This is a genomic window from Streptomyces sp. NPDC001219, from assembly GCF_053597915.1.
In genome coordinates this window covers 1-19,219 of record NZ_JBSFJF010000024.1, presented here as the reverse complement: position 1 = coordinate 19,219, position 19,219 = coordinate 1, and the positions used below count along the sequence as shown (strand labels likewise).

18 protein-coding genes are annotated in these 19,219 nt (G+C 73.2%); 11 read left to right on the top strand and 7 right to left on the bottom strand.

The genetic code is table 11. The annotated features are described in order from the left end of the window. Window positions 1–57 precede the first annotated feature (57 nt). Window positions 58–942, bottom strand: coding sequence for an ABC transporter substrate-binding protein (locus tag ACWC9R_RS17780; protein WP_450732556.1), 885 nt, complete (start codon window positions 940–942; stop codon window positions 58–60). A 372-nt stretch (window positions 943–1,314) separates the two neighbouring features. On the opposite strand from ACWC9R_RS17780, the gene hydA reads away from it, so the two are divergent. Together hydA and ACWC9R_RS17770 are read left to right on the top strand one after the other, a co-directional pair. After that, window positions 1,315–2,721 carry a dihydropyrimidinase gene (gene hydA / locus ACWC9R_RS17775; protein WP_450732554.1) on the top strand — a complete coding sequence of 469 codons (1,407 nt, stop codon included), beginning with the start codon at window positions 1,315–1,317 and terminating at the stop codon, window positions 2,719–2,721. Between the two features lie 11 nt (window positions 2,722–2,732). Further along, window positions 2,733–3,734, top strand: a complete 1,002-nt coding sequence (locus tag ACWC9R_RS17770) for a TIGR03842 family LLM class F420-dependent oxidoreductase (RefSeq protein WP_450732552.1) — start codon at window positions 2,733–2,735, stop codon at window positions 3,732–3,734. 70 nt (window positions 3,735–3,804) lie between these two features. On the opposite strand, the gene ACWC9R_RS17765 is transcribed toward ACWC9R_RS17770, so the two are convergent. Continuing rightward, window positions 3,805–4,014 (bottom strand): DUF397 domain-containing protein, encoded by a 210-nt coding sequence (locus ACWC9R_RS17765; protein WP_450732550.1) that lies wholly within the window; start codon window positions 4,012–4,014, stop codon window positions 3,805–3,807. Then, window positions 4,011–4,856: a DUF5753 domain-containing protein gene (locus tag ACWC9R_RS17760; protein ID WP_450732548.1), complete on the bottom strand. Its 846-nt coding sequence runs from the start codon at window positions 4,854–4,856 to the stop codon at window positions 4,011–4,013. Before ACWC9R_RS17760 ends, ACWC9R_RS17765 begins: the two co-directional genes overlap by 4 nt. A 722-nt stretch (window positions 4,857–5,578) precedes the next feature. On the opposite strand from ACWC9R_RS17760, the gene ACWC9R_RS17755 reads away from it, so the two are divergent. After that, the gene (locus tag ACWC9R_RS17755; protein WP_450732546.1) at window positions 5,579–5,701 is read left to right on the top strand and encodes a hypothetical protein; all 123 of its coding nucleotides are present in this window, start codon (window positions 5,579–5,581) and stop codon (window positions 5,699–5,701) included. Window positions 5,702–5,704: 3 nt separating this feature from the next. Beyond that, complete coding sequence (locus ACWC9R_RS17750; protein ID WP_450732544.1) at window positions 5,705–6,880, top strand: protein-L-isoaspartate(D-aspartate) O-methyltransferase; 1,176 nt, start codon at window positions 5,705–5,707, stop codon at window positions 6,878–6,880. A 53-nt stretch (window positions 6,881–6,933) separates the two neighbouring features. Here the strand turns inward: ACWC9R_RS17750 and ACWC9R_RS17745 are convergent, their stop codons facing one another. After that, window positions 6,934–7,704, bottom strand: coding sequence for an SIR2 family NAD-dependent protein deacylase (locus ACWC9R_RS17745; protein WP_450732542.1), 771 nt, complete (start codon window positions 7,702–7,704; stop codon window positions 6,934–6,936). Window positions 7,705–7,766: 62 nt separating this feature from the next. Further along, window positions 7,767–8,726 (bottom strand): hypothetical protein, encoded by a 960-nt coding sequence (locus ACWC9R_RS17740; RefSeq protein ID WP_450732540.1) that lies wholly within the window; start codon window positions 8,724–8,726, stop codon window positions 7,767–7,769. A 275-nt stretch (window positions 8,727–9,001) separates the two neighbouring features. On the opposite strand from ACWC9R_RS17740, the gene ACWC9R_RS17735 reads away from it, so the two are divergent. From ACWC9R_RS17735 to ACWC9R_RS17710, 6 genes are all read left to right on the top strand, one after another. Then, window positions 9,002–10,852 carry a gamma-glutamyltransferase family protein gene (locus ACWC9R_RS17735; RefSeq protein ID WP_450732538.1) on the top strand — a complete coding sequence of 617 codons (1,851 nt, stop codon included), beginning with the start codon at window positions 9,002–9,004 and terminating at the stop codon, window positions 10,850–10,852. A gap of 125 nt (window positions 10,853–10,977) precedes the next feature. Then, complete coding sequence (locus ACWC9R_RS17730; protein WP_450732536.1) at window positions 10,978–11,955, top strand: inositol monophosphatase family protein; 978 nt, start codon at window positions 10,978–10,980, stop codon at window positions 11,953–11,955. Between the two features lie 49 nt (window positions 11,956–12,004). Next, the gene (locus ACWC9R_RS17725; RefSeq protein WP_450732534.1) at window positions 12,005–13,417 is read left to right on the top strand and encodes a phytoene desaturase family protein; all 1,413 of its coding nucleotides are present in this window, start codon (window positions 12,005–12,007) and stop codon (window positions 13,415–13,417) included. Window positions 13,418–13,529: 112 nt separating this feature from the next. Beyond that, window positions 13,530–14,072, top strand: a complete 543-nt coding sequence (locus ACWC9R_RS17720) for an O-acetyl-ADP-ribose deacetylase (protein WP_450732533.1) — start codon at window positions 13,530–13,532, stop codon at window positions 14,070–14,072. A gap of 126 nt (window positions 14,073–14,198) precedes the next feature. Next, a complete protein-coding gene (locus tag ACWC9R_RS17715; protein WP_450732532.1) occupies window positions 14,199–15,671 on the top strand; it encodes an AlkA N-terminal domain-containing protein in 1,473 nt (490 codons plus the stop codon). A 10-nt stretch (window positions 15,672–15,681) separates the two neighbouring features. Further along, entirely contained in the window at window positions 15,682–16,227 is a 546-nt protein-coding gene (locus ACWC9R_RS17710; protein ID WP_450732530.1) for a methylated-DNA--[protein]-cysteine S-methyltransferase, read from the top strand. Window positions 16,228–16,296: 69 nt separating this feature from the next. Here ACWC9R_RS17710 and ACWC9R_RS17705 read toward each other — a convergent pair whose 3' ends face one another. Then, window positions 16,297–17,106, bottom strand: a complete 810-nt coding sequence (locus ACWC9R_RS17705) for a nucleotidyltransferase domain-containing protein (protein ID WP_450732529.1) — start codon at window positions 17,104–17,106, stop codon at window positions 16,297–16,299. Window positions 17,107–17,329: 223 nt separating this feature from the next. Further along, a complete protein-coding gene (locus ACWC9R_RS17700) occupies window positions 17,330–17,830 on the bottom strand; it encodes an NUDIX domain-containing protein (RefSeq protein ID WP_450732676.1) in 501 nt (166 codons plus the stop codon). Between the two features lie 213 nt (window positions 17,831–18,043). On the opposite strand from ACWC9R_RS17700, the gene ACWC9R_RS17695 reads away from it, so the two are divergent. Further along, entirely contained in the window at window positions 18,044–19,168 is a 1,125-nt protein-coding gene (locus tag ACWC9R_RS17695) for a glycerate kinase (RefSeq protein WP_450732674.1), read from the top strand. Window positions 19,169–19,219 lie beyond the last annotated feature (51 nt).

Below are 19,219 nucleotides of genomic sequence, written 5' to 3'. Positions count from 1 at the left end.
CCGTGGCGGGGGCGTCGCCGGGCGCGGGGCCCCCGTCCGCCGTGCGGACCGGGACGCTCATCCGGTCCCGGCGGTCTCCCGCACCGTGTCGGCCACCAGGGTGAAGAAGCGGGTGTGCGCACGCCGGCTGCACGGGGCCTCCGGGTTCCACGGCAGCAGCCGGGACCGGGCCTCCAGCGCGCGCCAGTGGGCATCGGACCGCAGCTGTTCGGGCCGGGCGGCGTTGACCCGGACGTCCATCAGCACGATGTCCGGCTCCAGCGCCGCGGCGTCCGCCCAGCCGACGGTGGACCAGTTGACCCCGGCGCCCGCGGCCGGCTGGAGCAGGTCCACACCGTGCTCGGTCAGCGCCCGCAGATCCGGCCAGGAGCCGGGCCGGGCCAGATGCACCCGCTCCGGGCCCGCGGGCGACAACGCCAGCACCCGCGGCCGCGCAGCCCCGCCCGCCGCCTGCCGCAGGGCATCCTCCGCGGCGTCCAACTCCCGCGCACGGACGAGGGGTTCGCCATGGCCGAGCGATCCGGCGAGCGCCGCGAACCGCTCGCGCACCTCGGGCAGGCTCCGGCCGGGACCCACCGCGACGGTGGCGACCGGGACATGGGTCTCCAGCTCCAGCGCGGTCTTCGGCTCCAGCCCGTAGACCTGCTCACCGTCGTACGTCACGGCCACCACGAGGTCCGGCTCCGCCTCCAGCAGGGAGTCCGGGTGCAGCGCACCGCCCGAACCGAGATAGGGGAGTTCCGCGAGCGGCAGTTCGCCGGCCTTGGCGGGGTCGGGGGCGGCGCCGTCGTGCTGGGACCCGAAGAGCCCCACCGGGCGTATGCCGTGGTCCCACAGCGTCGCCCCCGCCTGTATGTACGCCACGATCCGCAACGGCCGGTGGCCGGCCACCGCCAGGCGCCCCCGGTCGTCGGAGAACTCCCACGGTGTGCTCTGCTCCATGAAGCCGCCGCCTTTCCGATTCGTCCGTCAGAATGCCGGGCCGCCCGCGGGGTTCGCCCGCGGGTCCGGCGGAATACCTGCCCAACGCGTCACTCCCGCACCCCTCCCACGGGCACCGCGCGCCCCGTGGCCGCGCCCCGCGTTGAACCGTCCAGCTGATCGTCGGCGCAACACGAACGTCTCCGCTGATGAGCGGTCACGGTATTGCCACGGTGGGTGACATGCTTCTACGGTCTCCTTCTCAACCGTGATCTACGGGTGTAGACCGGTTGTGGCGTGGCGTCAGCGGAGCAGACCTGCCGGGGGGATGGTGCGCGTCGGGCTCCGCCTTCCCGTGCCATCGATGTCACTGGTGTGGAAGGGAGCAGGATTGTGAGCCGTACGGTCGTTCAGGGCGGACTGGTGATCACCGCCGCCGATGAGGTCCACGCCGATGTCCTGGTGGAGGACGGCCGGGTCGCCGCCCTCGCGGCACACGGCAGCGCCACCGCCGGCGGCTGGACCGGCGCGGCGGACCGCGTCATCGACGCCACCGGCAGATACGTCATCCCGGGGGGCGTCGACGCGCACACCCACCTGGACTTCCCGTTCGGCGGGACCTTCTCCTCCGACAACTTCGAGACCGGGACCCGCGCCGCCGCCTGGGGCGGCACCACGACCCTCATCGACTTCGCGGTCCAGTCCCGCGGCAAGTCGCTGCGCGCCGGACTGGACGCCTGGCACGCCAAGTCCGACGCCCAGTGCGCCATCGACTACGCGTTCCACATGATCCTCTCGGACGTCAACGAGCACACCCTCAAGGAGATGGACCTCCTGGTGGCGGAGGGTGTCACCTCGTTCAAGCTGTTCACCGCCTACCCCGGCGTCTTCTACAGCGACGACGGGCAGATCCTGCGCGCCATGCAGCAGTCCGCCGACAACGGCGGGCTGATCATGATGCACGCCGAGAACGGCATCGCCATCGACGTCCTCGTCGAACAGGCGCTGGCCGCGGGCCACACCGACCCGCGCTACCACGGCGAGGTCCGCCGGGTGCTCCTGGAGGCCGAGGCCACCCACCGCACCATCCAGCTCGCGCGGGTGGCCGGGGCCCCGCTCTACGTCGTCCATGTCTCCGCCGAGGAAGCCCTCGCCGAGATCTCCCAGGCCCGCGACAAGGGGCTGAACGTCTTCGGCGAGACCTGCCCGCAGTATCTGTTCCTGTCCACCGACAACCTCGCCGAGCCGGACTTCGAGGGCGCCAAGTACGTGTGCTCCACACCGCTGCGGCCGCGGGAGCACCAGGAGGCGCTGTGGCGCGGGCTGCGCACCAATGACCTCCAGGTCGTCTCGACCGACCACTGCCCGTTCTGCTTCCAGGGGCAGAAGGAGCTGGGCCGCGGCGACTTCTCCAAGATCCCCAACGGGATGCCGGGCGTGGAGAACCGGATGGACCTCCTCCACCAGGGCGTCGTGGAGGGCCGGATCAGCCGCCGCCGCTGGATCGAGATCGCCTGCGCGACCCCGGCCCGGATGTTCGGCCTCTACCCGAAGAAGGGCACCATCGCCCCCGGCTCCGACGCCGACCTCGTCATCTACGACCCGGCCGTCCAGCAGACCGTCTCCGCCGGGACCCACCACATGAACGTCGACTACTCGCCCTACGAGGGCAAACAGCTCACCGGGCAGGTCGAGACCGTGCTCTCGCGGGGCGAACTCGTCCTCGACCGCCGGGAGTACACCGGACGCGCGGGCCACGGCCAGTACATCCCGCGCGGCACCTGCCAGTACCTCATCTAAGGAGCGCCGCCGTGGACTTCGGACTCGTCCTGCAGGCCGACCCGCCCGCCTCCGCCGTGGTGTCCCTGATGCGCCGTGCCGAGCGCAACGGCTTCCGCTACGGCTGGACCTTCGACTCGACCGTGCTGTGGCAGGAACCGTTCGTCATCTACAGCCGGATTCTGGAACACACCGAGCGGCTGATCGTCGGCCCGATGGTCACCAACCCCACCACCCGCACCCCCGAGGTCACCGCCTCCACCTTCGCCACCCTCAACGACATGTACGGCAACCGCACCGTCTGCGGTATCGGGCGCGGTGACTCCGCGATGCGGGTGGCCGGGCGCCCGCCCAACACCCTGGCCCGGCTGGGCGAGTCGATCGGCGTCATCCGTGACCTCGCCGAGGGGCGCGAGGCGTACGTCGGCGACCACCGGATCAAGATCCCCTGGATCAAGGACGGCAAGCTCCCGGTGTGGATGGCCGCCTACGGGCCCAAGGCCCTCGCCATGGCCGGTGAACTCGCCGACGGCTTCATCCTCCAGCTGGCCGACCCCTTCCTCACCGAATGGATGGTCAAGGCGGTACGGACCGCGGCGAAGGACGCCGGCCGTGACCCGGCCGACATCACCATCTGTGTCGCCGCCCCGGCCTACGTGGGCGACGACCTGGACCACGCCCGCGAGCAGTGCCGCTGGTTCGGCGGGATGGTCGGCAACCACGTCGCCGACCTCGTCGCGCGCTACGGCGAACACTCCGGCATGGTGCCGGACGAGCTGACCGCCTACATCGCGTCCCGCGAGGGCTACGACTACGCCCACCACGGCCGGTCGGGCAACCCGGACGCGGGCTTCGTCTCGGACGCCGTCATCGACCGCTTCTGCCTCCTCGGCCCGGCCTCCGCGCACGTCGAGAAGCTGCGGCAGCTCCAGGCGCTGGGCGTGGACCAGTTCGCGCTCTACGCCATGCACGACGCCAAGGAATCCACCATCGACGCCTACGGAGCCGAGATCCTTCCGGCGTTCGCCGACTGAACGGCTTCTGGCGCGAGTCGGCCCCCTCCTGGACATCCGGAGGGGGCCGACTGTGTTTCGCTGCACGAACCTATGCGGGGAACTCCCCTGCCTGCACGCCGGCGACGAAGGCTGACCACGTGGTCGACTCGAACATCAGGGCCGGGCGTTCCGGGTCCTTGCTGTCCCGGACGGGGACGAATCCGTGGGCGCTTGCGTACGCTGGGGACCACTCCACGCAGTTGCCGCCTTCTGCGCTGCTGTAGCTGGACTTGACCCACTGGGTCGGACCGATCTTCACGACAGTGTCTCCATCTGCTTAACGATCAGGCGCGCGCTGTCCCGTGCCGAAAGTGCGTCGCTCGTGAGCTCATCGTAGGTACGGAGCGCCGTACGCACATCGTCAGGCGCCTCCACGATACCGGCGGTCCGATAGCTCTCCACACAGACAGTGACCGTGTGGCTTGGAGCGGTCAGGAGCGTCACGGGCCAGTCGCTGAATAGGTGCGCCGGCGCATCCAGCGGGAGAATTTGGATGCGAACAGTCGGGCGTTCCCCGGCTTCCAGCAAGGCCGCCAGTTGGCGACGCATGATGTCCTTCGGGCAGAACCGACGCCGAAGAACCGACTCGCAGAGCACCACACGAATATCCGGGGGAGCCTCCGCGTCCAGCATGGCCTGGCGCGTGAGCCGGTTGGTAATGAACGCCGCCACCTCATCGTCTCCCGCGAGCGGGGCTCCCCCCTTGAACAAGAACCGCGCATAGTCAGCCGTCTGGAAAAGCCCCGGGACGATGGTCGGGGACCATTCACGGATGACAAGGGCCTTTCGTTCAAGCGCCATACGCTGCCGGTACAGCGACGGAAACGAGCGCGCTACGGCATCCTCGTAGAGACGCTTGAACTTCCCGTCCGTCGAGAAGATCTGGTCCAACAGGGGCGGTAGGTCCGGGGGGATGGGACCCTTGCACGTTTCCACGCGGGAAATTGTGCTCTTGGACGTTCGGGCCAGCTTCGCTAGCTGAGTCTGGTTGAGAGGCCCGTCCGGGTGCAGCTCGCGTGCGCTCCGGCACTCTTCGGCGAACTCCCGGCGCGGGTCGTCTGCGCCCTGCGTGCCCCCTGCCGCGCCCGCGTTCATGTCCATAACTCCCCCTGACCATTGACCTGGTCACGTGCGGTTGTCGCGTCATTTATGCCGGTCAACTGCACGTGCATATGCCGATCTGACCAACGCCCAGGTTGGGCGCCAAATCTCCCCTCACAGTACCGATTCCTACCCCATTCTTGTCACCAACCAGCCACACACAGTGAGGGGTTCGGATGGTTGAGCAATGTGCGCGAGCGGGCCCGGGGCGGGCAGGCCCGGAGCTGGAGCCCGTTCCTGTTCCGGGGTGCGATGTGTGTGAACCCTGCGGCAGGGACCGGGAAGTAGCTCGCCGAGCGGGCCGTTCACTGGAGGTCCGGAGCCTCAACGGTGTGATCGCGGGCCATCCCCACGGAAGGGAGGCGCGGGCGTGATCGGGGCACTCGGCCGCCCGCGACCGGGGGCGGAGCACGAGGGGCGACAGCTCCGGGCCCTGGCGAAGCTCCGGCCTGCCGGCAAGCGAGGAATGTCGTGAGCTGCGCGAAGTGTGCCGACTTGAAACGGGAGTTGAAGGCGGCCGAAAGGGCCGGAGACCGGACGAAGGCGGTGGACTGCCGGGTGTTGCTCCGGCGCCATCCGCAGCATGACGGGGTGGCTGTGGAGACCGGCGCGCTACCGCTCACGAGAGGGGACGCGGGGGCGGGCAAGGCCCCACGGCGCCGCTCCATGGATGGCACCGGTCGGACGGATGAAACCTCATCAGGAATCCATCAGGAGGAAATGTGATCACGATCCCTGCGAACGACGGCGGCGACAAGGTCCCCGGTGAGCCGTGGCCTGGCCCGCAGACGCCCCCGACCCCGGACGGCGGCCCCGGCGTCCCCAACCCGCCCAAGGTTGCGTGAGCAGTGACCACCGACGCACACAAGGAGCGCCCCAGCCTGGACGGGCTGGGGCGTGCCCTCACGTCTTCAGGGGCCCTTTCCTCCGACTGGGCACCCTCGTACGCGGCCGTCCCCCGATCCACCGTGTTGCCGGACCTCATGTGGCCGTTCGACATGGAGGCCGGCCGAAGCGTGACCGTTTCCAGAGCGGACGACCCCGCCAGGTGGCAGGAGTTCGCGGACTCCGACGTACCGATCGTGACGCAGTGGGACGACGGGAAGCACACCGGCACCGCACCGGGGCACGTGCCGACCAGCTCCGCGTCCATGCCCTCCGTGGTGTTCCGCATGCTCCGGGAACTGGACCTCCAGCCCGGTCATCAGGCCCTGGAGATCGGCACCGCCACCACCTGGAACGCGTTGCTCATGGCCCATCGTGCGGGGCCGGGGTGTGTGACCACGGTGGAGGTGGACCGGGCGGTGGCCACGACCGCCATGGCGACTGTGGAGCGGCTGGGAATCCCTCTGCGTGTTGTCCACGGCGACGGGCTCCAGGGCTACCCGGAGGCGGCGCCGTATGACCGGGTGATCGCTACGTGCGGCCTCCGCGCCCTCCCGTTCGCGTGGGTGGCGCAGTGCCGGCCCGGCGGGGTCATCGTGGCCCCGTGGGGGACGAACCACAGTCACGCCGACGCTGTGGCTCGCCTGGTGGTGGCATCGGACGGGCAGAGCGCTTCGGGCGCCTTTACCGGCCCCGTGGAATTCATGAAGCTCCGCTCCCAACGGTTCGTTCCCCGGGCGCACTCCGAGTACGTGACGGGGAGCGTGACGGACGGCGACGAATCATCAACGATGATCACCGAAGCGGAGTTCATCGGGGAGCAATTCGGCTCGGAGCGCTTCGTCATCGGACTCCGTGTCCCGCAGTGCTCATACGTCGAGGCGAACAAGAACGACGGCGCACGGCCTGTCTGGTTCTACGGTCTGAGTGACAACTCATGGGCGTGTGTGCAGTTCCGGGACGGGGAGTCGGCGCGCGTGTGGCAATTCGGCCCGCGCCGGCTCTGGGACGAAGTGGAGAACGCGTACCGATGGTGGGACGGCCATGGCCGCCCGGACACCTCGCGGTTCGGTCTGACCGTGACCGTTGAAGGCCAAAGGGTGTGGCTGGACGACCCGGCGCACTCCTGGCCCCTCTGAGACCGGCCCCGTCCGTGTGCTGCCCCGTGGCGTACGGGCGGGCCTTGCCCTGGTCACTGTTCGGAGTCCTCCGCCAGCCCCTCCAGCAGCCGGGGCAGCGCACTGCCGATCGGCTCGCGGATCACCTCGGCGGCGAGCGGGTCGTACGGCGTCGGCTCGGCGTTGACGATGATCAGCCGTGCGCCGTGCTCGGCGGCCACCCCCGCGAGCGAGGCCGCCGGCTGGACCTGGAGCGTCGTACCGACCGCCAGGAAGACCTCCGCCGCCTTCGCCACGCCCAGTGCCGTACCGAGCACCCGCGGGTCGAGCCGCTCACCGAACATCACCGTCGCCGACTTCAGAATCCCGCCGCACACCAGGCACGCCGGGTCCGGCTCGCCCGCGGCCACCCGCTCCAGCGCCTCGGCCATCGACGACCGGGCATGGCAGCGGGTGCAGGTGACCGCCCGCACCGTGCCGTGCAGTTCGAGCACCTTGCGGTCGGGCATCCCCGCGCGCTGATGCAGCCCGTCGACGTTCTGGGTGATCACCCGCACCGGGGTCCCGGACCGCTCCAGCCTGGCCACCGCCTCGTGCGCGGCGTTCGGCCGCGCCCGGAACGCGGGGCTCTCCTGCCGCATCCGCCACGACCGCCGCCGGATCTCCGGATCGCCCATGTACGTGTCGTAGGTGACCAGCTTCTCGGCCTCCGGGTCCCGCCGCCACAGCCCGTTCGGCCCCCGGTAGTCGGGAATCCCGGAGTCGGTGGAGATCCCCGCTCCGGTGAGGATCGCGACGAGGGGGCGGTGGGATGCCTGGTCGGGGGAGGCGCCGGTACCGGTCATGGTGCGAGCGTACGCAGCCCCGCCGCGGTCCGTCCTGTCGGTTTTCCGCGCGACCCGTCCTGTCAGTTCTCGGTGTCCGGGTACCAGCCGGGGGCGTGCCGGCGGGCGAGCGCGTCCCAGGTGGGGGCGCCGCCGGGGAGGGGCCAGGCGCAGGTCCGGTCCGGGGTGGTGGCGAGCTCGTGCAACTGCTGTCCCAGCCGGCGGTCGGCCGCCCGGGTCAGGGTTTCGACGAGCGGAGGGCACGCGGCGTGGTCCCGTTCCAGGCCGGTGACCTGGTCCGCGTGGTGGCTGATCAGGGGCTGGGCGTAGCGGGTGGCCCACTGGTCAGGGAGTTCCCGGGCCAGGGCGAGGACGTGCGGGCGGCCGTGCTCGGCGAGTGCGGCCGCCAGGCGGTCGTGCCCGTCCAGCACCAGGAAGGTGTCGAGTCCGCTCACCCACCAGAGGAGGACGGGAGGCAGGACGCCTTCACGGTACTGGCGCCGGTAGGCCTTCACCCGCGCCGTATCGGGGTCCGGCAGCGGGCGCAGCGGCAGCATGTCACGGGCGTCCTCCTCGGGATCGCCGTGGCCGAACCAGGTGATGTGGCCGATGGCCGGGTCGTGTCGCGGCAGCCGTGCCCAGTTCGCGTTGATGTCCCACCGGGGAGGAAGGCCGCGGGTGAGCTGCCAATCCCCTTCATGCAGCGGCCCGTTGACGCTCTCCCGGAGGGCGCTCGCGAAGTGGTGGGCCCACCGGGCGAGCCAGGTGTCGTCGTCCGGGCAGGCCTCCCGGTAGGTACGGGCCGTCCCTGCTCGCAGCGGAGGCACCGGCGAGGTGTAGCGGCCGGTGCGGGCGTAGTGGACCCCGCGATGGGTGACGCGCTGGCGGGCCAGCAGCACCGCCTCGTCTCCCTGGAAGAGCACCAGCCGCCGCCCGTCGGCGACTTCGGCCCGCAGCGGCGGGCGGGCCGGACCGTCGAGGCCGAGCGCCAGGCCGTCCCAGCGGACGCCTTCGGCGGAGCGGGGGAGCGCGGTGCGCTTCATGGGGGTGTCGCCTCACTTCTTCGGGGGCTCCGGGACGGGCTCCGGACCGGCTTCGTACGGGCTCAGGAAGCCGGGCTGCCGGACCGCGGGCATGAGCCTATGTGCCCGCGGTCCGGGAAGGTCTCCTCCCGGTAGGCGAGGGGCGCACCCGGCGAGCTGCGTCAGGGCCTCGGCCAGGTCGGCGAGCCGTACGTACGATCGCGAAGGGCCGGTCGACGGGACGGCCGCCCCGTACCCGCCGCACCGCGTTCCCACCGCACCACCGAGGAGTCACCGTGTTCACCACCCGCCCGACCCTCCAAGGCACCTTCGGCATGGCCTCCACCACGCACTGGCTGGCGTCCCAGTCCGCGATGGCCGTCCTGGAGGACGGCGGAAACGCCTATGACGCAGCGGTGGCCGCCGGGTTCGTGCTGCATGTCGTCGAGCCGCATCTGAACGGCCCGGCGGGGGAGGTGCCGATCCTCCTGGCGCCCGCGGACGGGCCCGTGCGGGTGCTGTGCGGCCAGGGCCCGGCACCGGCCGGGGCCAGCGTGGCGCACTACACCTCGCTGGGCCTCGACCTGGTGCCCGGCACCGGACCGCTCGCCGCCGCGGTACCCGGCGCCTTCGACGCCTGGATGCTGCTGCTGCGCGATCACGGCAGCAAGTCCCTCGCCGAGGTGCTGCGGTACGCCATCGGCTACGCGGAGCACGGCCATCCCGCCGTCGAGCGGATCGGCGCGACCGTCGAAACGGTCCGCGCACTCTTCGAGACGGAGTGGACCTCCTCCGCCGAGCTGTACCTCCCCGACGGCCGGCCCGTCGCCCCCGGAGGGCTGCTGCGGAACCGTCCGCTGGCCGCCACCTGGCGCCGGCTGACCGCCGAGGCGGAGGCCGCGGCGACCGGCCGGGAGGCGCAGATCGACGCCGCCCGCCGTATCTGGCGCGAAGGCTTCATCGGCGAGGCGCTCGCCGCCTTCGCGGCCCGCCCCGCCATGGACACCTCCGGCGAACGCCACGCGGGCACCCTCACCGGCGACGACCTGGCCGCCTTCTCCGCCACCTACGAGGCGCCGGTCACCCACGACTGGAACGGCTGGACCGTCGCCAAGGCCGGCAGCTGGTCCCAGGGCCCCGCCTTCCTCCAGCAACTCGCGCTGCTGCCACCGGAGTTGCCCGCGTACGGCAGCCCGGAGTACGTCCATCTGCTCATCGAGGGCTGCAAGCTGGCGATGGCCGACCGCGAGGCCTGGTACGGCGACGCCGCCGAGGTGCCGCTCGACGCGCTGCTGAGCGACGGCTACAACGCCGCCCGCCGGTCCCTCGTCGGCGAGCGCGCCTCGTACGAGCTGCGTCCCGGCAGCCCGGACGGCCGCACCCCGCGGCTGAGCAAGCACGCGGCGGCGGGTGGCGAGGGCCGCGACGTGCGGGGCGCCTCCGGGAGCGGGGCGGGCGAGCCGACCGTCGCGCACGGGGCGGTGGCCGGGCCCGGCGGGGTGCCGGCGGATGTGGCTCCCGAGATCGACCGGAACGGTGCGACCCGCGGCGACACCTGCCATATCGACGTCGTCGACCGCTGGGGCAACCTGGTCTCCGCCACGCCGTCCGGCGGCTGGCTGCAGTCCAACCCCGTCGTGCCGTCGCTCGGCTTCCCCCTCGGCACGCGGCTGCAGATGGCCTGGCTGGAGGAGGGCCTGCCCAACTCGCTCACCCCGGGGCGCCGCCCGCGCACCACCCTCACCCCGTCCCTCGCGCTGCGCGACGGGGTCCCGGTGATGGCCTTCGGGACGCCGGGCGGCGATCAGCAGGACCAGTGGCAGCTGCACTTCTTCCTGGCCGTGGCGCTGCGCGGGGCGGTCCGCGGCGGCCTCGACCTGCAGGGCGCCATCGATGCTCCGAACTGGCACAACGACTCCTTCCCCGGGTCCTTCTTCCCGCGTGCGATGTGGCCGGGGAGCGTGACCGTGGAGTCCCGGATCGGCCAGGGAGTGATCGACGGGCTGCGGCGGCGTGGTCACCGGGTGACGGTGGGTGACGCCTGGTCCGAGGGGCGGCTGTGCGCGGTGGCGCGGGACCCGGAGACCGGGGTGCTGTCCGCCGCGGCGAATCCGCGGGGGATGCAGGGGTACGCGGTCGGGCGCTGAGGGTCCGGGGCGGGCGCGCCTTCGGCGTTCGCCGGGCGGGCCGGCCCCCGGCCGTGCCCGCCGCGGCATCCGGAATTCACCTGGAGTCCAGTCGTTGTGTCAGTGGCTCGTGTTTCGATGGACACATGATCGAAGCACTGCGTACCCAAGAGTCGGGAGACACCGAGATCAACCCGCTTGCCGCTACCCCGGCCGCCACCACTCCGGCCGCCGCCACTCCGTCTGCCGCCGTTCCGTCCGCCGCGACCCCGGACACCGCCCCGGGCACCCCGGCGCCCGGCCTGGCGGCGCTGGACCTGGACCTCGCCGCCGTCGAGGCCGCCGTGCGCCGCGCCGCGGCCGACGAGATCACGCCGCGTTTCCGGCAGCTCGCCGCCGAGGACATCGTCGAGAAGAACGGGCCGCACGACCTCGTCACGGTCGCCGACCGCCTCGCCGAGGAGCACCTCACCGCCTCGCTCACGGCCCTGCTGCCCGGCTCCCTGGTGGTCGGCGAGGAGGCGGTGCACGCCGACCCGCGGGTACTCGACGCGCTGCACGGCGACGCCCCCGTCTGGATCGTCGACCCGGTCGACGGCACCCGCCAGTTCGTCCACGGCGACCCCGGCTTCTGCACGCTCGTCGCGCTCGCCCACCGCGGTGAGGTGCTGGCCTCCTGGACGTACGCCCCCGCGCTCGGCCTGATGGCCGTCGCCCGCCGCGGCGCCGGCGCCTGGCTGAACGGCGTCCCGCTGCGGGCCGGCAGCCCGTCCGCCGGCGCGGTGCTCGACGTCGCCACCTCCCATTACGACTTCACCGACGACGAGCAGAAGCGGGTGCTCGCCACCCTGGAGACCGGTGGTATCGCCCCGCGCCCCTGTGGCTCGGCGGGCCTGGAGTATCTGCACATAGCCCGCGGCGAGATCGACGCCACGGCCTTCAGCTGGGAGAACGCCTGGGACCACGCCGCCGGGCTGCTGCTGGTCCACGAGGCGGGCGGCGCCAGCGGCACGGTCGCCGGGCAGCCGTTCCGTATCGAAGGCGGCAATGCGCTGCCCTTCACTGCGGCGCGGGACGCCGAAACGGCGCGGCGTATCCTCGGACTGCTGGCAGCCGCCAACTGACCCTCGACGGCGAGGGTCGCACACGAGGGGAGTGGCGCAGGTGCCGAGGATGCTCGATGCCGTGGTGATCGGAGCGGGACCCAACGGCCTGACGGCGGCCGTCGAACTGGCCCGCCGCGGTATGTCCGTTGAGGTCTTCGAGGCCCGCGACACCATCGGCGGCGGCGCCCGCACCGAGGAGCTGACCCTCCCCGGCTTCCGCCACGACCCCTGCTCGGCGGTGCACCCCACCGGCATCGGCTCGCCCGCCTTCTCCGCCATGCCGCTGGACCGCCACGGCCTGGAATGGCTGCACCCCGAACTCCCGATGGCGCACCCGTTCCCGGACGGCACGGCCGCCGTGCTCGCCCAGTCCGTCGGCGAGACCGCGATGTCCTTCGGGCCGCGCGACGCCGGCACCTACCGCAGACTCGTGGCGCCCTTCATCGGCAAGTGGGACACCATGGCCCACGACTTCCTGCGCACCCAGTGGCTCGGCCTGCCGCAGGACCCGGTGACCTACGCCCGCTTCGGCCTGGTCGCGATGCAGCCGGTCAGCCTCCTCAACCGCCGCTTCCAGGACGAGAAGGCCCGCGGACTGCTGGCCGGGCTCGGGGCGCACGCCAACGCCCCGCTCAGCGGCTTCGGCACCGCCGGCATGGCCCTGATGTTCGCCCTCGCCGGCCACCACAAGGGCTGGCCGGTACCGCGCGGCGGCTCCCAGGCAATCTCCGACGCGCTCGCCGGTCTGCTGCGCGCCCACGGCGGCGTCGTGCACACCGACTTCGAGGTCAAGCGCCTGGACGACCTGCCGCCGGCCCGCGCGTACGTCTTCGACACCTCCCCGACCGCGCTCGCCCGGATCGCCGGACTGGGCAACGCCTACCGCGACGTGAAGTACGGCCCCAGCGTCTTCAAGATCGACTACGCGCTGTCCGCCCCGGTGCCGTGGACGGCCAAGGAGGCCCGGCGCGCCGGCACCGTCCACATCGGCCCCACCAGCGGCGAGATCGGCGCCTCGCTCAACGCCGCGACCCACGGCCAGGACCCCTCCGTCCCCTTCCTGATCACCGCTCAGCCCAGCCTGATCGACCCCACCCGTGCCCCCGAGGGTAAGCACACCTTCTGGGCGTACGGCCATGTCCCGCACGGCTGGGAGGGCGACGCCACCGAGGTCGTCGAGCGGCAGATCGAGCGCTTCGCCCCCGGCTTCCGCGACCTCGTGCTGGCCCGCGCGGTCGCCGGCCCGCCCCAGATCGCCGCCCGCAACGCCAACTACGTCGGCGGCGACACCGCCACCGGCTCCGCGGCCGGCCTGCGCCTGCTCATCCGCCCCAAGCTCGCCCGCGTCCCCTACGAGACCGCCCACCCCGCCGTCTTCCTCTGCTCCCAGGCCACCCCGCCCGGCCCCGGCGTCCACGGCATGTCCGGCCACTACGCCGCCAAGCGGGTCTGGCGCCGCCTGCGCGCCAACCGCCGCTGACCGACACGCCGTTCAGGCGGCGCCCCGCCCCCAGCGGATCTCCGGCCCCCGACCCCGCCCCCCGCCCGTCGCTCCCGGAGATCCGCCAGGCACCGCCTTAGGCTCGGTCCCCATGAGCCTCTCCCTCACCCTCGTCCAGGGCGACATCACCGAACAGGCCGTGGACGCCGTGGTCAACGCCGCCAACTCGTCACTGCTCGGCGGCGGGGGCGTGGACGGCGCGATCCACCGGCGCGGCGGCCCGGAGATCCTCGACGCGTGCCGCGCCCTGCGCGCCGCACAGTACGGCCCCGGCCTCCCCACCGGCCAGGCCGTCGCCACCACCGCCGGCCGCCTCCCGGCCCGCTGGGTCATCCACACCGTCGGCCCCGTATGGACCAGCAACGAGGACCGCTCCGCACTCCTCGCCTCCTGCTACCGCGAGTCCCTCCGGGTCGCCGGCGAACTCGGCGCGCGGACGGTCGCCTTTCCGGCGATCTCCACGGGGGTGTACGGCTGGCCGGTCGATGACGGCGCCCGCACCGCCGTCGCCACCGTCCGCGCCGAGGCCGCCGCGTCCCCCGGAGCCTTCGACGAGATCCGCTTCGTCGTCTTCGACGACAGCGCACGGGAGGCGTACGAAACGGCGCTGGCAGAAACCGGCCCGACGGACTGACCGACGCCGGGCCGGACGGGCAGGGCTCCTCGGTCACCGCGACCCGCCACCACCCGTGGTACCGCCCCCGACATCGATGTCGGATTCTCGCCAGCCCGACCGCGTCGGCTGAGCAATCCTGAAGGCATGCACACCGACACCGAGCGCTGTCTGCGCGCCGTGCAGTCCAAGGACGCCCGCTTCGACGGCTGGTTCTACACCGCCGTGCTCACGACCCGGATCTACTGCCGTCCGAGCTGCCCCGTGGTGCCGCCCAAGCCGGAGAACATGCGCTTCTACCCGAGTGCGGCGGCCGCCCAGCAGGCCGGGTTCCGGGCCTGCAAGCGGTGCCGTCCGGACGCCAGCCCGGGGTCCCCGGAGTGGAACGAGCGGGCCGACCTCGTGGCCCGCGCCATGCGGCTGATCGCCGACGGCGTCGTCGACCGGGAGGGCATCCCCGGGCTCGCCGCCCGGCTCGGCTACAGCACCCGGCAGGTCGAGCGGCAGCTGCTGGCCGAGCTCGGGGCGGGGCCGCTCGCCCTGGCCCGTGCCCAGCGTGCGCAGACCGCCCGGCTCCTGGTGGAGACCAGCGCACTGCCGATGGCCGAGATCGCCTTCGCCGCCGGGTTCGCCAGCATCCGCACCTTCAACGAGACGGTACGGGAGGTCTTCGCGCTGTCCCCCACGGAACTGCGGCAGCGCGCCCGGCCCGGACCGCGGGCGGCGGTGCCCGGTGCGCTCGCGCTGCGGCTCCCCTTCCGGCAGCCGCTGAACCCCGACAACCTCTTCGGGCATCTCGCCGCCACCGCGGTCCCCGGCGTCGAGGAGTGGCGGGACGGCGCCTACCGCCGGACCCTGGACCTCCCCTACGGGCACGGCATCGTCGCCCTCGCGCCCCGCCCCGACCACATCGACTGCCGCCTCTCCCTCACCGATCTGCGCGATCTGGCCGGAGCCATCGCCCGCTGCCGCCGGATGCTCGACCTCGACGCGGACCCGGAAGCCGTCGACGGACTACTCCGCGAGGACCCGCGACTGGCCCCGCTCGTCGACAAGGCACCCGGCCGCCGGGTCCCGCGGACGGTCGACGCGGACGAGTTCGCGGTCCGCGCCGTCCTCGGCCAGCAGGTCTCCACCGCGGCGGCCCGCACCCACGCCGGACGGCTGGTCCGGGCGCACGGCGAACCGGTCGACGACCCGGACGGCGGCCTCACCCACCTCTTCCCGTCCACCGCCGCGCTCGCCGGACTGAATCCGGAGCGGCTGGCGATGCCCCGTACCCGCCGGGCCACTCTCACCGGCGTCGTCGCCGCCCTCGGCTCCGGCGCGCTGCAACTGGACGTCGGCAGCGACCGGGACGCCGCCCGGGCGCAGCTCGCGGCGCTGCCGGGGATCGGCCCCTGGACCGTCGAATGCATCGCCATGCGCGCACTCGGCGACCCGGACGCCTTCACCCCGACCGATCTCGGCCTGCGCCGCGCGGCCGCCGGCCTCGGCCTGCCGGCCACCCCGGCCGCCCTCGTCCGGCACTCCGCGCTCTGGCGCCCCTGGCGCGCCTACGCCGTCCAGTACCTCTGGGCCACCGACGACCACCCCATCAACCACCTCCCGACGAACTGAGTCCGCCGCCATGACCGTTCACGCACCCGAACCCGCCGCCCCCGTCACCCACACCGTCCTGGACGACACCCCGGTGGGGCCGCTCACCCTCGTCGCCACCGGCGACGCCCTCAGCGGTCTCTACATGACCGACCAGCGCCACCGCCCGCCCCAGGACACCTTCGGCGACCCGGCGGACCCGGGCGAGCCGCCGTTCGCCGGGGCCATCGGCCAGCTACGGGCCTATTTCCACGGCGAGTTGACCACCTTCGACCTGCCGCTCGCGCTCCGCGGTACGCCCTTCCAGCGCCGCGTGTGGGCGGCGCTGTGCACCATCCCGTACGGCGAGACCGTCTCCTACGGGCAGCTCGCCGAGCGGCTCGGCGCCCCGTCGGCGTCCCGCGCGGTCGGTCTGGCCAACGGCCGCAACCCGGTCGGCATCATCGTCCCGTGCCACCGCGTCGTCGGCGCCAACGGCAGCCTCACCGGCTACGGCGGCGGCCTCGACCGCAAGCGCCGGCTGCTCGCCTTCGAGCGGACACCCGGCACCCTCTTCCCGGCGGAGGCGTGCGGCTGACCGAGCCCCCGCGCGTACGGACAGGCGCGGGGCCCGACAGCGGCGACACGCCCCCTCGACCGGCAGGCCCTAGCCGCCCACCACCGCCCGTACCTCTGCCACCAGCCCCTCCGCCTCCGTCAGTGACCGGCGCAACTCGCCTTCCGTACGGCCGAGTTCGCCGAGGAGGGCGGTGGCGCGGGTGGCGAAGCCGGGCGGGGTGTCCGGCATCCCGGCGGCCGCGGTGAGGGCGCCCTTCTCGTTGAGGCACCAGGTGCGGTGGTGGGCGTGCAGGGCCTGGACGAGGCCGCCGACGGCGCGGGACAGACACAGGGCCGCGTGCAGGACGTCCCGTGCCCCGGCCGACTTGCCCGCCATCGCCACGGAGAACCCGGCGTCCCAGACCGCGGTGCCGGTCAGTGCCGTGCGCAGGGCCTCCGGGTAGTCCCGGGTCTCGCTCCGGAGGCGGGCCAGTGCGCCGCCGGTGTCGGCGAGCACCTGGCCCAGCGCCACCTCGCCCGGGTAGGCGGGGGACCAGAAGCCGAGCGGGTGCCCGGCCTGTTCGCCGATCTCGAAGCGGCCCGCGCGGCACTCCTCCCAGACCCGTCGCACCCGCTCGATGTCCCGGAGAATCAGGTCCACCTGACGGCCGTCGGGCAGCACCAGCCAGGCGCCGCCGTTGACCCAGGCACCCCAGGAACCCGGCCCGTACACCTCGACCGGGCCGCCGGTCAGCTCCGCGGCCAGCGCCTCCAGTGCCACCTGGTCCGGTGCTCCCCGGTAGTAGACCCCCAGATCCCAGTCGGAGTCCGCCCGGTGGGTGCCCCGCGCCCGGCTCCCGCCGAGCATCACCCCGACGACTCCCGGCACCTGCGCGATCTTCGCTGCGATGACGTCCATGGCGGTCAGCCTAGGCAGCGCGGCCGCCCTGCCGTCCAGCGTGTTTCGACGGACCGTCAGTGACGGGCGCGGCGAGCCACCGGCTGCGGGACACGGTCAGCTACGGCCCATCGCCAGCTACGGCCCATCGCCAGCTGCGGGACACGGTCAGCTGTGGCGCACCGCCCCCACGTCAGGCCGGCCAGCAGCCACGAAAGCCCCCGGCCGAGGGCGGGACCTCGCGCTACGCCGGGCTGCCGGCGCCGCTCGGCGGTACCCCGTCCTCCAGTTCCGCCGGGCCCCGGCCGCCCGCGAGGACCTTCAGCGCGGCGTCGAGGCGCAGCGCCATCTCGTGGCTGACCAGGGTCTGCGCCTCGTCCCAGTGGACCAGCCGCCAGGAGAGCAGCTCCTCCTCCTGGAGCCGGATCGTGGCGAGCCGGGCGGCGTCCAGCACCCCGCCGTCGTAGAGGTAGAAGACCAGGGGCGGCCGGTGCCTGCCGCGTACCCAGTCGACGGCGAGCAGCGCGCCCGGCTCGACGTCCAGGCCGATCTCCTCGGCGGTCTCGCGGCGGGCGGCCTGGCGGGGCGATTCGCCGGCGTCCGACTCGACGGTGCCGCCGGGCAGAATCCAGGTGTCGCGGTAGTTGGGCTCCACGAGCAGCAGCCGGCCCTCCGCGTCGCGGAAGAGGGTGCCCGCGCCCGCGAGTACGCGGGGCAGCCCGGCGAGGTAGGTGGCGTAGTCCATCGTCGTCACGGCGCGAGCCTAGACGGACGGGCTCGGCGCCGTGCCCCACCGGCGGAACCGAGGGGCGCACTCCGGGGGCGCTCGGCGGCGCAGCCGGACCTGTGTGCCCTGTTCGCCGCGCCACGTGCCGGATAAGGTCACAGCGGCGCGACTGCCAGTTCGAAAGCAAGGGGAAACACGGTGGCGGACGCAGCAAGGACACCCACGGCACAGGTGCTGATCGCCGCGGACAAATTCAAGGGGTCGCTCACGGCCGTCGAGGTCGCCGAGCATGTCACGGCCGGTCTGCGGCAGGTCGTCCCCGGGCTGGCGGTCTCGGCCGTCCCGGTCGCCGACGGCGGCGACGGCACGGTGGCGGCGGCCCTCGCGGCCGGCTTCACCCGCCATGAGGCACGGGTCACCGGCCCCACGGGCGCGCCGGTCACGGCCACCTTCGCGCTGGGCGCCGACGGCACCGCGGTGGTGGAGATGGCGGAGGCGTCCGGACTCCAGCACCTTCCCGACGGTGTCTTCGCGCCCCTGACGGCGAGTACGTACGGCACCGGCGAGCTGCTGCTCGCGGCCCTCGACGCGGGCGCCACCTCGATCGTCTTCGGCGTCGGCGGCAGCGCCACGACCGACGGCGGGGCGGGGATGCTGGCGGCGCTCGGCGCACGGTTCCTGGACGCGGACGGCGAGCCGGTCGCCCCCGGCGGCGGCCCGCTGCGCGACCTGGCCACCGCCGACCTGTCGGGCCTGGACCCCCGGCTGGCGGAGACCGGGATCGTGCTCGCCAGCGACGTCGACAACCCGCTCACGGGCCCGAAGGGCGCCCCCGCGGTCTACGGCCCGCAGAAGGGCGCGAGCGAGGCGGACGTGGCGACCCTGGACGCGGCCCTGGCGCACTACGCCGAGGTGCTGGCGGGTGCGGTCGGCCCCCGTGCCGCGGAACACGCCCTGGCGCCCGGCGCGGGCGCCGCGGGCGGTGTCGGCTACGGCGCGCTGGTCGGCCTGGACGCCGTCTTCCGGCCGGGCATCGAGGTGATGCTCGACGTCCTGGGCTTCGCCCCGGCGCTGGCCGGGGCCACCTTCGTGATCACCGGCGAGGGCTCGCTCGACGCACAGACCCTGCACGGCAAGGCACCGGCCGGTGTCGCCGCCGCGGCCCGTGCGGCCGGCCTGGACGTGGTCGCGGTCTGCGGCCGGCTCCGGCTGCCGCAGGAGGCGCTGGCCGCGGCCGGTATCCGGCGTGCGTACGCCCTGACGGATCTGGAGCCCGACCCGGCCCGCTGTATGGCCGAGGCGGGCCCGCTGCTGGAGCGGGCGGCGGCGCAGCTGGCGCGGGACTTCCTGGTCTGAGCGCGCACCCGGCACAACGCCGTGGGCCCCGAGCGAGGATTCGCTCGGGGC

Excerpts from the sequence above, each read along its gene's own strand:
- ACWC9R_RS17740 (WP_450732540.1), bottom strand. The coding sequence starts at position 8,726 with ATGAAGCGCACCGCGCTCCCCCGCTCCGCCGAAGGCGTCCGCTGGGAC.
- ACWC9R_RS17730 (WP_450732536.1), top strand. The coding sequence starts at position 10,978 with ATGATCGAAGCACTGCGTACCCAAGAGTCGGGAGACACCGAGATCAAC.
- ACWC9R_RS17760 (WP_450732548.1), bottom strand. The coding sequence starts at position 4,856 with ATGGACATGAACGCGGGCGCGGCAGGGGGCACGCAGGGCGCAGACGAC.
- ACWC9R_RS17710 (WP_450732530.1), top strand. The coding sequence starts at position 15,682 with ATGACCGTTCACGCACCCGAACCCGCCGCCCCCGTCACCCACACCGTC.
- ACWC9R_RS17720 (WP_450732533.1), top strand. The coding sequence starts at position 13,530 with ATGAGCCTCTCCCTCACCCTCGTCCAGGGCGACATCACCGAACAGGCC.
- ACWC9R_RS17715 (WP_450732532.1), top strand. The coding sequence starts at position 14,199 with ATGCACACCGACACCGAGCGCTGTCTGCGCGCCGTGCAGTCCAAGGAC.
- ACWC9R_RS17745 (WP_450732542.1), bottom strand. The coding sequence starts at position 7,704 with ATGACCGGTACCGGCGCCTCCCCCGACCAGGCATCCCACCGCCCCCTC.
- ACWC9R_RS17725 (WP_450732534.1), top strand. The coding sequence starts at position 12,005 with ATGCTCGATGCCGTGGTGATCGGAGCGGGACCCAACGGCCTGACGGCG.
- ACWC9R_RS17705 (WP_450732529.1), bottom strand. The coding sequence starts at position 17,106 with ATGGACGTCATCGCAGCGAAGATCGCGCAGGTGCCGGGAGTCGTCGGG.
- ACWC9R_RS17700 (WP_450732676.1), bottom strand. The coding sequence starts at position 17,830 with ATGGACTACGCCACCTACCTCGCCGGGCTGCCCCGCGTACTCGCGGGC.
- ACWC9R_RS17780 (WP_450732556.1), bottom strand. The coding sequence starts at position 942 with ATGGAGCAGAGCACACCGTGGGAGTTCTCCGACGACCGGGGGCGCCTG.